The 14,077-nt window shown below is 57.3% G+C and carries 10 protein-coding genes; 4 read left to right on the forward strand and 6 right to left on the reverse strand.

Going from position 1 to position 14,077, the window contains the following annotated elements; genetic code table 11:
• Positions 1-30: 30 nt before the first annotated feature.
• The 4 genes from hfq to ileS form a co-directional block, all read right to left on the reverse strand.
• Complete coding sequence (hfq, locus tag H1B31_RS10950) at positions 31-264, reverse strand: RNA chaperone Hfq (protein ID WP_009441885.1); 234 nt, start codon at positions 262-264, stop codon at positions 31-33.
• Entirely contained in the window at positions 261-1,229 is a 969-nt protein-coding gene (gene miaA, locus H1B31_RS10955) for a tRNA (adenosine(37)-N6)-dimethylallyltransferase MiaA (RefSeq protein WP_185980341.1), read from the reverse strand. The genes hfq and miaA overlap by 4 nt, the downstream gene beginning before the upstream one ends.
• Positions 1,226-1,903 carry a metal-dependent hydrolase gene (locus H1B31_RS10960; RefSeq protein WP_185980342.1) on the reverse strand — a complete coding sequence of 226 codons (678 nt, stop codon included), beginning with the start codon at positions 1,901-1,903 and terminating at the stop codon, positions 1,226-1,228. Before H1B31_RS10960 ends, miaA begins: the two co-directional genes overlap by 4 nt.
• Before the next feature lie 125 nt (positions 1,904-2,028).
• Complete coding sequence (gene ileS, locus H1B31_RS10965) at positions 2,029-5,148, reverse strand: isoleucine--tRNA ligase (RefSeq protein ID WP_185980343.1); 3,120 nt, start codon at positions 5,146-5,148, stop codon at positions 2,029-2,031.
• 219 nt (positions 5,149-5,367) lie between these two features.
• On the opposite strand from ileS, the gene H1B31_RS10970 reads away from it, so the two are divergent.
• Positions 5,368-6,354 (forward strand): phosphatase domain-containing putative toxin, encoded by a 987-nt coding sequence (locus H1B31_RS10970; RefSeq protein WP_185980344.1) that lies wholly within the window; start codon positions 5,368-5,370, stop codon positions 6,352-6,354.
• 52 nt (positions 6,355-6,406) lie between these two features.
• Here H1B31_RS10970 and H1B31_RS10975 read toward each other — a convergent pair whose 3' ends face one another.
• Together H1B31_RS10975 and H1B31_RS10980 are read right to left on the reverse strand one after the other, a co-directional pair.
• Positions 6,407-8,311, reverse strand: coding sequence for a fructose-1,6-bisphosphatase (locus H1B31_RS10975; protein WP_185980345.1), 1,905 nt, complete (start codon positions 8,309-8,311; stop codon positions 6,407-6,409).
• Between the two features lie 121 nt (positions 8,312-8,432).
• Positions 8,433-9,974 carry an ABC transporter permease/substrate-binding protein gene (locus tag H1B31_RS10980; RefSeq protein WP_185980346.1) on the reverse strand — a complete coding sequence of 514 codons (1,542 nt, stop codon included), beginning with the start codon at positions 9,972-9,974 and terminating at the stop codon, positions 8,433-8,435.
• Between the two features lie 193 nt (positions 9,975-10,167).
• Between H1B31_RS10980 and H1B31_RS10985 the strand changes: the two genes are divergently transcribed.
• The 3 genes from H1B31_RS10985 (at position 10,168) to cydB (ending at position 14,077) form a co-directional block, all read left to right on the forward strand.
• Positions 10,168-11,523, forward strand: coding sequence for an HAD-IC family P-type ATPase (locus tag H1B31_RS10985; RefSeq protein WP_185980347.1), 1,356 nt, complete (start codon positions 10,168-10,170; stop codon positions 11,521-11,523).
• A gap of 164 nt (positions 11,524-11,687) precedes the next feature.
• A complete protein-coding gene (locus H1B31_RS10990) occupies positions 11,688-13,058 on the forward strand; it encodes a cytochrome ubiquinol oxidase subunit I (RefSeq protein ID WP_185980348.1) in 1,371 nt (456 codons plus the stop codon).
• Positions 13,059-13,060: 2 nt separating this feature from the next.
• Positions 13,061-14,077, forward strand: a complete 1,017-nt coding sequence (gene cydB / locus H1B31_RS10995) for a cytochrome d ubiquinol oxidase subunit II (protein WP_185980349.1) — start codon at positions 13,061-13,063, stop codon at positions 14,075-14,077.

The following is a 14,077-nucleotide window of genomic DNA, read 5'->3' on the forward strand; positions in this document are numbered from 1 at the left end:
CATTCCGGCAGCATTACGTTTTCCACAGGTTCAGGACTCCTCCGTCATGGTCTTGACAGGCTGTGCGGGTGTGATGGTCGAGATCGCATGCTTGTAGATCATCTGCTGCTTTCCCATCGTGTCCACCATGACGACGAAATTGTCAAAGCCGCGCACCGTTCCCTTGATCTGAAAGCCGTTCACAAGATGGATCGTCACGAGCATCCCGTCCTTGCGCACCTGATTGAGAAAATTGTCCTGCAGATTGATGATTTTTGCCGTCACGCCTGAGCGCTCCTTTCTCTATTGCACTGCCATGCACACACATCCGCAAGGATCGCGTGCAGGAGTTCGGTCTCTGTCTGTGTATCCGCATCATACCAGTGGATGTAGGGCATGCGCCGATACCATGTCATCTGACGCTTTGCAAAACGGCGCGTCGCCGTCTGGATGGCAGCGAGTGTTTCTGCAAAGCTCATCTCACCCGCGAGATACGCCGCCGTCTCCTTGTAGCCGATGCCCTTCATCGCCGGGGCAGCGCGTGAAATCCCGCACGCAAGGAGAGCAGTCACCTCGTCCGCAAGCCCCGCCGCAAACATCGCCTCCACGCGCATATTGATCCGCTCGTAGAGATGCGCACGTGCCCGCGTGAGTCCGATGACAAACGCATCGTAGGGCGCATCCCCCGCATCCATCGCGCTCTCCTGTGAGATATGCTCTGCACCGTAGCGCAGTGTCTCAAGTGCACGGATGACGCGCCTGAGATTGTTCGCGTGCAGACGTGCCGCTGCTGTGGGATCGCGATGTGTAAGGAAGCCATGCACACGTTCATTTCCGCGTCGCTGTGCAATCCTCTCCATCGCGCGGCGGAAGCAGCTGTGCTCCTGTGTCTCGTTGAAGTCATAGCCCTCAATGAGAGCCTTGATGTAGAGCCCCGTCCCGCCAACGATGTACGGTAGCCGCCCCTGCTCCTCGTGCTCCCGTACGAGCGCAGCGACGCATGTGACAAACTCCGTCACGGAAAACGGCTCGTCTGCGTCCAAGATATCTACGAGATGATGCCGCACACGCGCCTGCTCCTCGGCTGTCGGCTTTGCGCTGCCGATATCGAAGCCGCGGTAGATGCACATAGAGTCGCCCGAGATGATATCCGTCCCGAGCGCCTCCGCAAGCTGCAGCGAAAGCGCCGTCTTTCCGACCGCCGTTGGTCCGACGAGGACGAGCAGCGGGCTTTTTGCATGCACGGTCAAAGTTCGATGGTTTCGCCGGGCGCAACAATATTCACCCGCGCACGCGTCATCGCCTCCGTGACCTCCTTGTAGTGGTTCACTTCCTGCGCGATGATCGGCCATGTATCGTAGTGAATGGGGATGACATGGCTCGCGTTCAGCCACTGTGCCGCCATCGCCGCATCCTCAAGACCCATCGTATAGTTGTCGCCGATGGGGAGCACGGCATAGTCGATCGCATCCTTGCGTCCGATCAACTGCATATCGCTGAAGAGAGCGGTATCACCCGAGTAGTAGACAACCTTGCCGCCGATGTAGATCACAAAGCCGCAGGCAATCCCGCCCGCAACGCCCGCGCTGTGCTGGGCGAACGTCATGCGTACCTTTCCGAACGGCAGGTCAAGCGAGCCGCCGATGTTCATCGGATGCGACTTGATCTCTGCGCACGCCTGCCCCTCACAGACGGAGATGACCTCGGGGATGGCGACAATCGCCGCCCCCGTGCGTGCCGCAATCGATGGTGCATCGCCGAGATGATCCCCATGCGCGTGTGTGAGCAGGATAAAGTCACAGGCGGCCTCATTCGCCGCGATGCTTGCCGTCGGATTTCCCGTCAGGAATGGATCCACAAGAACCCTGTTCGTCCCGTCATCGAGCAAAAAAGCCGCATGACCGTAGTAGCTGAATTTTACCATTGCGACCACTCTCCTATTTCACAATTCGCTTGTTGTGTTTCATTATACGATATGTCCCCACAATGTCAATAGAAAAGCCGCTTCATTCGGGAATCCCCGAACAAAGCGGCTCGTTGCCGAAAATTTTACTTGATACTGATCGTCAGCTTCTCACCGTTGATGTTCCAGTCCTTGCTTGTACCAACGGGCGTGTCGTAGGATACGGAATCAGCGAGCGTAATCTCTCGGATAAACGCCTCGTTCTTCTGGGCGATTGCCGTGAGCTTTGCATTCCCCGTAAGGCCAAGCGCAATGTGATCCGTCACCTCAAGCCCACATTCCTTGCGCATGGTCTGTACCTTGCTGATGATCTCGCGGACAAAGCCCTCCGCAAGGAGCTCCTCCGTAAGCGTCGTCTCAAGCGCAACCGTGACGCCGCCATAGCTCTGGCAGTTGTAGCCCTCCTGCTGCGAGACGGTCACTTCGACATCCTCCGACGTGACCGTGACATCGCCGTCTGCGAGGTGCAGCGTATAGCTGCCGCCGCCCGCAAGCGCATCCTTCACCGCCGCGCCGTCACTCTCCTCGAGTGCCTTCTTGACCGCATTCATCTGCTTGCCGACCTTCGCACCGAGCACGCGGAAATTCGGCTTCACGTGATAGGCGAGGAAGGCCGACATATCGTCGCGGAACGCAACCTCCTTGACATTCAGCTCGTCCTCGATGATCTCAACGAAGAACTCCGGCAGCGTATGCTCCGCCTTGATGAACATACGCGCGACCGGCTGACGGTTCTTGATATTCGCCGCATTGCGCGCCGCGCGTCCGAGGGTGACAACCGCGAGGACGATCTCCATATTCTCCTCAAGCTGCGTGTCAATAAGCGCCTCGTTCACCGTCGGGAAGTCCGCAAGATGCACGGAGATCGGCGCCGTCTTGTCCACCGAGCAGACGAGGTTGCGGTAGATACTCTCCGTGATAAAGGGCACCATCGGTGCCGCCGCCTTCACCGTTGTCACAAGCGCGGTGTAGAGCGTCAGGTAGGCATCCACCTTGTCCTGCTCCAGGCCCTTCGCCCAGAAGCGGCTGCGGCTGCGGCGCACGTACCAGTTGGACAGCTCCTCCACAAAGGACTGCACCGCCTTCGCCGCCTCGGTGACACGGTAATTGCCGAGGCAGTCATCCACCGTGCGCACCATCGTATTCAGACGTGAGAACACCCAGCGATCCATGACCGAGAGGCGGCTGTAGTCAAGCGTGTGCGCCGTCGGGTCGAAATTGTCGATATTCGCATAGAGAACATAGAACGCGTAGGTATTCCAGAGCGTCCCCATAAACTTTCGTGCGCCTTCCTGCACCGCATCGTCGGAGAAGCGGTTCGGCAGCCACGGCGCACTGTTCTCGTAGAAGTACCAACGGATCGCATCTGCACCGTGACGGCGTAGCGCGTCCATCGGCTCGACCGCATTCCCCTTCGACTTGCTCATCTTCTGCCCGTTCTCGTCCTGCACATGACCGAGGACAATGACATTCTTGTACGGGCTCTTGTCAAAGAGCAGCGTCGAAATCGCAATCAGAGAGTAGAACCAGCCGCGTGTCTGATCGACCGCCTCGGAGATGAAGTCTGCGGGGAAATATTTCTCAAAGATCTCCTTGTTCTCAAACGGATAGTGCCACTGCGCGAACGGCATCGCCCCCGAGTCGAACCAGCAGTCGATGACCTCGGGCACGCGGTGCATCTGTGCACCGCACTTCTCACACGGGAACGTGATTGCATCAATGTACGGACGATGCAGCTCGATATCGGCGGGACAATTCGGCTGAAGCTCACGCAGCTCCTCGATTGAACCAACCGAATGCTCGTGCCCGCAGGAGCATTTCCAGATATTGAGCGGTGTACCCCAGTAGCGGTCGCGGCTGATGCCCCAATCCTGCACATGCTCGATCCAGTTGCCGAAACGCCCGTCGCCGATCGTCTTCGGAATCCAGTTGACCGTCGCATTATTCGCCACGAGCGCGTCGCGCACCGCCGTCATGCGGATGAACCACGAGGCACGTGCATAGTAGATCAGCGGCGTGTCGCATCGCCAGCAATGCGGATAACTGTGTGTAAACTCGGGGGCTTTGAAGAGCTTGCCGCTCTTTTCGAGATCGTCGAGAATCAACGGGTCGGCATCCTTTACGAAGACCCCCGGCCAGTCCGTCTCCTCCGTCATCTCACCCTTGTCATTGACGAACTGAACGAACGGCATGCCGTACTTGCGGCAGACGCGGTTATCGTCCTCACCGAAGGCGGGTGCGGTGTGGACAATGCCCGTGCCGTCCTCGGTCGTGACATAGTCGTCGCAGATGACGAAAAACGCCTTATCCTGCACGTCCTTCGTTGCAAAGGGATAGAGCGGCTCGTACTTGCGGTATTCGAGTTCGCTGCCCTTCATCGTCGCAAGGATCTCACGGTCGCCCCACGAATCCGCAAATACGCTGTCCATCAGAGCCTCGGCGAGATAGTAGACCTTGCCGTAGACGCGCACCTTCACATAGGTCACATTCGGATTCACGCAGAGGCCGAGGTTCGACGGGAGCGTCCACGGCGTCGTCGTCCATGCGAGGAAATAGGCATCCTCGTCCGCCGCCTTAAAGCGCACGATTGCCGAACGCTCCGTCACATCCTTATAGCCCTGCGCAACCTCGTGCGAAGAGAGCGGCGTGCCGCAGCGTGGGCAGTACGGGACGATCTTGTGTCCCTGATAGAGGAGCCCCTTCTTCCAGATCTCCTTGAGCGCCCACCACTCGGACTCGATAAAGTCATTTTCATAGGTAATGTAGGGATGCTCCATATCCGCCCAGAAGCCGACGACATCGGAGAACTCCTCCCACATCGCCTTATACGTCCAGACCGACTCACGGCACTTCTTGATGAATGGCTCGATGCCGTAGTCCTCGATCTGCTCCTTACCGTTGATGCCGATCGCCTTCTCGACCTCCAGCTCCACGGGCAGACCGTGCGTATCCCAGCCCGCTTTGCGGAGCACCTTGCGCCCCTTCATCGACTGATAGCGCGGCAGCATATCCTTGATGACGCGCGTCAGAACGTGCCCGATGTGCGGGCGGCCGTTCGCCGTCGGCGGACCGTCGTAGAACGTGAACGTCTCGCAGCCCTCACGCTGATCCACCGCCTGCTGTGCAATATGATTCTCGCGCCAAAAATCCGCAACGGCTTTCTCGCGCGCGGCAAAATTCAGATTGGTATCTACTTTCTCGTACAAAGAAACCCCTCCCGTAGCATAGTCACGTCATTCTAGCACACGGAAGGGGATTTTTCAAGGAACAGGCGACATCTGCCCAAGATTTCTCTTGCACCTTTATCCAAAGAGTGCTATAACCAACAATGGATATAGACAGCACAGATAAAATCCACGTCATTCGAGCAAAGGTTTTATCAGCGATTCCGAAAGGATCGTCGGTTCACACAGCGGAGGGATCTCATGCACGCATTCAAACATTTACTCACTGCCCTGCTATTATGCACGCTATGTATCATCCCATACACTGCCTCTGCCGCCGATACGAATGCAGACTACCGGGGCTATCTCTGGCGCATCGACATGACTGCGGGCAATGCGGCGGAGCTGCCGCACAATTTCCGCACGGCGGGATCGCCGTTCCAAACGCGGACAGACACAGCGAAGTTCGGTGTCGACCCGAACTACACTCCCTCTCGTGAGGGACTGGACGCCCTGCCGCTCTCGGGAAGCGCAGAGTTCTCCGTCCCTGCCTTTCATGCACTGCTGAAAGACCTGCACACGCGCGCAAAGGGCTCGATCTGTATCGTCGATCTGCGGCAGGAGTCGCACGGCTTCATGAATGGAAACGCCGTCAGCTGGTACGGCAAGCACGACTGGGGCAACATCGGCAGGACGAAGCACGAGGCACTGCGTGACGAGAACATGCGCATTCGCAGTGCACAGGGAAAGATCGTAGTGCTCGCGCACCTCGATAAGAAAAAGCAGCCCAAAAATCAGCAGACCATTCACGTCATGGAGGCGATGACGGAGCGCCAGCTGGTCGAGGATGCGGGCGTGCGCTACGTCCGTCTCGCCGTCACCGACCACAAATGGGCAGACCCGCAGACCATCGACAAATTTGTCGATCTCGTGAAAAAAATTCCCGCGGACACATGGATACACTTTCACTGTCAGGCAGGCAAGGGACGCACGACCAGCTTTATGGCGATGTACGATATGATAAAAAATCCCTCCGTCCCGCTGAAGGACATCCTCTATCGTCAGTACCTGCTCGGCGGAGCATACCTCGCCTACGACCCGACCATGCAGCATGCACCGACGGAATGGGAGGATGCAGACTACCATCACAAGTCAGAGATGATCGCAAAGTTCTACGATTACGTTCAGCAGAATCACGAGAACGACTATGCCGTACCGTGGAGTATGTGGCTGAAGAAGAATCCATAAGAGCATAAGAAAGCCCGCACATCGAATGCAATGTGCGGGCTTTCTTATGCTCTTACTGCGGCTTGATATGCCCTGTCTGATATGCTCGCAGGAGGGCGTGCAGGTCAGCGATCTCGTCCATGATCGCCGCGCCGCGATCGGTGTCGCGCACAAGGCAGCTGCGTGCCTGCAGCTCGACCGTCTGCGAGACGGACTCGATGTCGCGGTTCTCGCGCAGTGCCTCACGCACATTCGCCACCGTCTGATGCTGGAGGAGACGCAGCCCGCGCGAGTTGTAGATGAGTGTGTAGCCCGAGATGCCCGTCTTGGAGTGATATGGTGTCGCAAAACCGCCGTCGATGATGATCGCACGACCATTCGCACGCAACGGACTCTCCCCCTTTTTCACCTTGACGGGAACGTGCCCGTTGATGATGTGCCCGTGCTTGGGGTCAAGCCCGAACTCCACAAGGATCTTCTCGCAGATCGCCTCCTCCTTGATGAGGCGGAAATATGGGTCGGACGGCTCTTTCCACGTCGACTCGTCGGAGATAAAGGAACGCTCAAACGTTGTGAACGAGCGTCCCGAGGTCGGCGCGAGCAGTCCGCACCAGAGGAAGTACATAAAGTCCAAGCCTTCCTGCGCGTGTTCGTTCCAAGCCGCGCGTGCCTTTTCCTCACAAAAGTCCATCCACGCGCGTCCCGTGTACTCCTCGCCCTTGTAGGTAATGGTGCGGAAGCTGCCGTCCTCATTCATGGGAACGCAGCCGTGAAAGAGCAGGTTGCCGTTGTAGCACATATACATACTGCCGCGCTCGTAGAGATAGTCCACATGGCGTTGGAGTGCCTTACTCTCAAGGAAATAGGAGCGCAGATCGTCAATGATGTGCCGCTCCTCCTCCGTCAGTTCGTAGCAGTCCGCGCCGTCGTCAATCGTCGGGAAGTAGGCACTATCGAGTTCCACGCGCCGTCCATTGTTCAATGTGACGCAGGATAGGCTGAAGTTGATCTTATCGAGGAGCAGACGATCCTCCATGTGGAAGTCCGGATTGCGCTTGATGAGCGCCCCCTCAAGCTTGAACATCATCATCGAGATCGCACGCTCTGCCGCCTTGATCGGGTTCTCATCGGGATAGATGCGCGAGGCAAACGTCGAGAGCGGGCGCAGGCTGATGCCGTAGCCGCGTTCCAGCACGTCCGTATTGCGGTAGCGCAGCGAGTTGCGGATGACCGCTGCAATACAGACCTCACTGCCGAGTGCCGCACCCATCCAGAGCACGTCGTGGTTCCCCCACTGAATGTCAACGGACGGATGCTGCATGAGGAGGTCGAGGATGCCGTCAGGACGGTCGCCGCGATCGAAGAAGTCGCCGACGATATGGATGCGCTCGACCGCGAGCCGCTTGACGAGCACGCTGAACGCATCGATGAAGTCCGTACCGCCGCCGATCTCCACGATGGTCTCAATCAGTTGTTTATAGTAGTAGAGCTGCGCCTCATCCAGCTCGGGGCGCGTGCTCAGCAGCTCCACAATGACGGATTCGTAGCGTTTGGGAATGTAGCTGCGCATTTTGCTCGCAGGGAATTTCCAGCTCATGAGTTTGGTCAGCTCGAGCAGATTCGCAATGTTCTGCTGATACCAGATTGCGTCCGCCTTGCCCTCCACCGTGAGCTGCTCCACCTTCTCGCGCGGATAGTAGATCAGCGTGCAGAACTCCGCCTTCTCCTCCTCCGTCATACGCTCGCCGAAGCAGTAGTCCACCTTTTCCTTGATGACACCAGAGCAGTTGTTGAGGATGTGAAAGAACGAATCGTACGCGCCGTGCAGATCGCTCATGAAGTGCTCCGTGCCCTTCGGCAGCATGAGCTGCGATTTCAGATAGACGATTTTCTCGTAGACAATCTCCTTCGTCGAGTACTTCTCCGCCATCAGACGGAGCACCTTGTCCTGCTCCGCCTTTGTTGTGTTTATACTCATAACGCTTCCTCCTGCGAAATATTTTTACTCTTCTGTATTCTAACATTATGCAGAGAGATTTTCAAGGAATAGCATAAAGCGCCCCCACCACCGCTACAGTGATGGGGGCGCACATTCACGCTCAAACAATTCCTTTCCCGTGCAGAAACTCTTCCGCAACGGCGCGTGGCTCTTTGCCCTCACTCTCGACGGCGTAGTTCATTGCCGCCATCTCCTCATCTGTGATCTTATCCGTCAGCTTTTCGAGCGCAGCATCAAGCTCTGGATGGCGATCCAAGACCTCCGCGCGCACGACGTTGCCGCAGCGATAGGACGGAAAGAATCCTTGATCGTCCGTCAAGACGCGTGCATCTGCCGCCGCAAGCTGCCCATCCGTCGTGAACACAATCATCACATCAATTTGCTTGTTCGCAAGCGCCTGATATTTCAGCCCGATATCGAGATCAACCGTACGTGCAAAATCAAGTCCGTATGCCTTGCAGAGCGCGGGAAATCCATCCGCACGCTCGAAGAAATCATACTCCGCACCAAACGTCAGCTGCGGGGCAGCGCGGCGCAGATCAGAGTAAGTGTGCAGATCGTACTTCTCAGCAATTTCCCGCCGAACGGCAACGCCGAACGTATCGTTGAAGCCGTACATCCCGACCCAACGCATCGCAAAACGCCGCTCATATTCCTCGGACAGCTGCGGAAACAGTTCCTCGCTGTATTTTGACTCCTCCTTGAGCACCATGTTCCAGCCCGTTCCCGTATACTCCGGGTAAATGTCGAACGCGCCGCTCTCCATCCCGGGGTGGATGTTCGACGTACCGCCGCCGACGCCCGCTGTGATGCGCGCCTCGAGCCCCGTATCGTGCTCAATCAGGAGTTTCAGCATCTCGCCCATAATCAGCTGCTCCGTCATCGGCTTGGTCGCAATATGGACAACATCCGCCTTGCCAAAGAAGCCGTAGGTCACGGTGCTCACGGCAATGAGCAGTACGGCAGCTGCCCCCGCATAGGCAGCGCGTACGTTTCCTGTGATGCGTGCGGGGCGTTTCAGCCACGCCTCGACCTGCCCCAGTGCGCCGTCCACCACGAGCGCAAGCACGGCGATCAGGAGGCTCCCCGCAATCGTGAGCGCGGGGTTGTTCGTCGTGATGCCGCGATAGATGGCAACACCGAGACCGCCCGCACCGATAAAGGACGCAATGCCGGCAAGTGCAATCGTCATCGTCGCCATATTGCGAATCCCGGACATGATGACGGGCATCGCAAGCGGAATCTGAACGCGCGTCAGCACATGAAACGCCGAGCCGCCCATGCCGATTGCCGCCTCCACAAGCGAGGGCTGTATCTGCGCAAGCCCCGTATGCGTCGCGCGCACCATCGGCAGGAGTGCATAGATCGTGAGTGCAATGATCGCCGAGCGGTTGCCGATGCCGAAAAACGGAATCAAAAAACCGAGCATCGAAATCGATGGGATCGTATAGAGAAAGTTCACCGTGCCAAGCGTCGGTGCCGCCGCGCGCTCATAACGATGAATGAGGACACCTGCCACCCCGCCAAGCACAACAGCGATGCCGATTGCTGCCCCCGAGATCCACAGGTGCTCAACCAAGAGCTGTACAAAGAACGCACTGCGTTCTGAAAAGATGGAAAAAACTGCGTGCAATAGCTCCATGTCGTATCTCCAAAATGTAATTTACATTATCACAATAACTGAATTATACCATAGAAACGATGTGCACACAAGAAAATCTTGGGAATCGCTGATAAAACAGTCTCTCAGATGGACGTAGATAAGAGATTTGTCACATCCCCGCGCCTGTGCTATAATGCCCGTGTAAAAGTAACAGGACAGGAGTTGAACGTCCTTGAAAAAAATGTTTTCTTCATTCTTTCATTTTATCGCAAGCGTCGTTCTTGCGGCAGGAGCTGCGGGATACTGGTACATCGCGGGCGACATCACAGTCGAAGCAGCGTCCGAAATTTTTCTCGGGGTCTTTCTCGCCGCTTCGCCTCTGCCCTTCATTGTCTCGCGCATGCTCATTGGACTGCGCATCAAGCGGCGGCTGCGTGACTCGGGTATCACATGCAGCCGCATGAGCGCACTCACGGAGCTGCTGCATGTGGACACAATCGCATTCAACCGCAACGGCACGCTCACGGAAGGCAGCGTATTCATCTCTGCGCTCGTGCCCGAGGGCATGACGCAGGGCTCTCTGCTCGCACTCGCCGCGAGTGCCGAGCGCGAGGCAACACACCCCTATGCGCATGCACTCTACGACACCGCTGTCCAGCGCGGTCTGCACCTGCAGCGTCACTCTGCCGCGCGCGAGACGGAGAGTTTCGGCGTCGAGGCGCTGATTGCACGCACGCCTGTGCGCGTTGGCAAGAAGGAGTGGCTGCAGGAGGAGAACATCGAGATCAGCGCTGCGCTCCTCACGCGCGCCGATCAGCTTGCAACGAGCGGACAGACGCCACTCTTCGTCAGCTCAAGCAAATACGCGCGCGGCATCATCGCCGTCCGCGACGATGTACGAGCAGAGGCGCGGCGCGCACTGATCGCCCTGAAGGAGCGCGGACTCTCCCTCATCCTCCTCACGGGTGAGACGAAGCGCCTCGCAAATGCAACGGGCAAAGAGCTCCGTATCAGCGAGGTGCGCGCCGACCTCACGGGCACGGACAAGGCACGCGAGATCCGTCTGCTCCAATCGCGCGGTGCAGTCGTTGCGATGGTCGGTGACCCTATGGCAGATCAGCCAGCCCTGCGTGCAGCAGACATCAGCATCGGCTGCCCCTCCTCGCTCGAGAAACAGCCCACCCCCGAAGAGGAAGACACGCCGCGCGATCCGCTGCATGAGGAACTCATGCGCGGACAGAACGATGAGAAGCCAAGCGAAATGGAGCCGCTTATGCCTCCTGAGGATGCTGCCTACTTTGAGGCACAGGCACTGCGCAACCAGGGACGATCCACAAGCTTCATGCCGGACATTGTACTGGACAAGGAGGGGCTGCCGAGTCTTGTCACGCTCTGGGACACATGCAATGCCGCACGCGCACGCGCAAAACAGAATCGCTGGCTGAGCCTCCTCTTTCTCTTCCTCTTTACACCTGCCGCAGCGGGCGTACTCACCTTCTTCGATGCCACCGTGCTCCCCTATCCCATCGTCGGCGGTGCTCTTGTTTTGCTCCTCATTCTGCTCATTGTGAACGCACTTCGGGAATGAGGTTAATAAATATTCATTCTTAAATAAGTGAATATATCCATCTAACTTGTATTTCATTTTAACCTATGATATAATTCACCGAATCAGAGTCTTTTGTCGCAGAGAGCGCACAAAAGTCGGTGTTATTATCATCATAGGTATTTTATTTTAGGAGGGGTTTGGAAATGGAAGAAGTGCTGCTGTCACGATGGCAGTTTGCAATCACCACCATCTATCACTTTCTCTTCGTCCCCGTCACCCTCGGCATGGCGATTTTCGTCGCCATGCTTGAGACGTGCTATGTGCGGACGAAGAAGCCGGAGTGGAAGAAGACCTGCCGAAAGCTGTTGCATTTCTTCGGCACGCTCTTTCTCATCAACTTTGCGATGGGTGTCGCTACCGGTCTGGTGCAGGAGTTCCAGTTCGGCATGAACTGGTCGGAGTATTCGCGCTTCATGGGCGACATCTTCGGCGCACCGCTCGCACTTGAGGCACTGACGGCGTTCTTCCTCGAGTCGACGTTCCTCGGCATCTGGATGTTCGGCTGGGATAAGCTGCCGGAAAAGGCACACTGTGCCTGTATTTGGCTCGTTGCTCTCGGCAGCAATCTGTCCGCGTTCTGGATTCTCGTCGCGAACTCCTTCATGCAGCACCCTGTCGGCTACACCATTGCCAACGGGCGCGCGGAAATGGCGAGCTTCTTTGAACTCGTGACGAATCACTACATCCTCGGCGAGCAGTCTCATACGCTCTTTGCCGGCATCACGACGGCGGGCTTTGTCGTCATGGCGGTCTCGGCTTGGAAGCTGCTCCACGATACGGAATCACGCTACGCCTTTACACAGGCGATCAAGGCGGGCGCGATTTACACCATTGTCGGCGTCGTCGGCGTCATCGCAAGCGGACATCTGCACACGCAGTATCTCGCGCAGGCAAGCCCGATGAAGCTCGCCGCGATGGAGGCACTCTGGGAGACGGAGGATCCTGCGCCGTTCGCTGTACTCGCCTATCCAAACATGGAGAAGGGGCACAACGACTTCGAGATCACGATCCCCTATATGTTCACGATCATGGTACATGACGGCATCCAGGGTGAGGTGCGCGGCATCAACGACCTTCAGAAGGAAGCCGTCGAAAAATTTGGTCCTGGCGACTACCGTCCGCATGTCACCATGCTTTTCTACGCGTTCCGTGCGATGGTCGGCGCCGGCTTCTTCATGGTGCTCGTCTCGCTCGTGGTGTTCTACCTCGCGAAAAAGGACAAGCTGTTCTCGGCGAAGAAGTTACTCTTCGCGCTCCCGTGGCTCGTCATCGTTCCTTTTATTGCGAATTCCTGCGGCTGGATCGTTGCGGAGATGGGTCGTCAGCCGTGGCTCGTCATGGGGCTGCAAAAAACCGTTGACGGTGTGTCGCCGAACCTTACCTCGGCAGAGATTATGTTCACGATAATCGGCTTTACCGTGCTCTATCTGCTGCTCATCATCACGGCGCTCTACATCGCCTTCCGCTTCATCCGCCGCACGCAGATCACACCTGCCATCGAAGGAGGGAAGTAAGAATGGACTACAATATTCTCTGGTTCGTGCTCATCGTCGTCCTCTTCACGGGATTCTTCTTCCTTGAGGGATTCGACTACGGTGTCGGCACACTGCTCACACTCCTCTCGGACAAGGAGAGCGACCGCTCTCAGATCGTTCGCTCCATCGGCCCTGTCTGGGACGGGAACGAGGTCTGGATGATTACGGCGGGCGGCGCAATGTTCGCGGCATTCCCGCATGTCTACGCCACGCTCTTCAGCACGTTCTACATTGCGCTCTTTCTCATGCTCGTCGCGCTCATCCTGCGTGCGGTCGCATTCGAGTTTCGCCATCAGCGCACGGATGAAAAATGGCAGCGCGCATGGTCGTGTGCGATTGCGTTCGGCAGCATCGTCCCCGCGTTCCTCTGGGGCGTGGTTGTCACGAACCTCATCGCGGGTCTGCCCATCGGCGCAAATATGGTCTATCGAGGCGGCTTTTTCGATCTCCTGACCCCGTACACGGTGGTCGGCGGCGTGACATTCTTCGCAGTCTTTGCATTCCACGGCGCGACATTCCTGAACCTGCGCCTTACGGATCGCTACCTGCTGGAGCGTGCACGCAGCTATGGGCTGAAATTCGGTGTCGCTGCAGCGCTTCTCTACGTACTCTGCATGGTACTCACGTACACGAATACCGACCTCTACAGCAGCCCGCTTGCAGCTGGCGCACTTGTCCTCTCCGCCGCAGCGTTTGTCGCTGCCATCGGTGCGCTCTATGCCAAGGCACATAAACCCGCGTTCATCCTTGGCGGTCTTGCCATCGCGGGCACGACGGTTGGCTTCTTCGCGGGGCTCTTCCCGCGCCTCATGGTCTCAAGCCTGAATGCGGGCTGGAGCCTCACGATCTACAATGCGTCCTCAACGGAGTACACACTCTCCATCATGACAGTCGCAGCGGTCATCCTCGTTCCGATTATCCTCGGCTATCAGATCTGGACGTACTACATCTTCCGCAAACGCATCTCTCCAAACGATGCGGGACATCAGGCATACTAA

It is taken from the genome of Selenomonas timonae, assembly GCF_014250475.1.
Lineage (GTDB): Bacteria > Bacillota > Negativicutes > Selenomonadales > Selenomonadaceae > Centipeda > Centipeda timonae.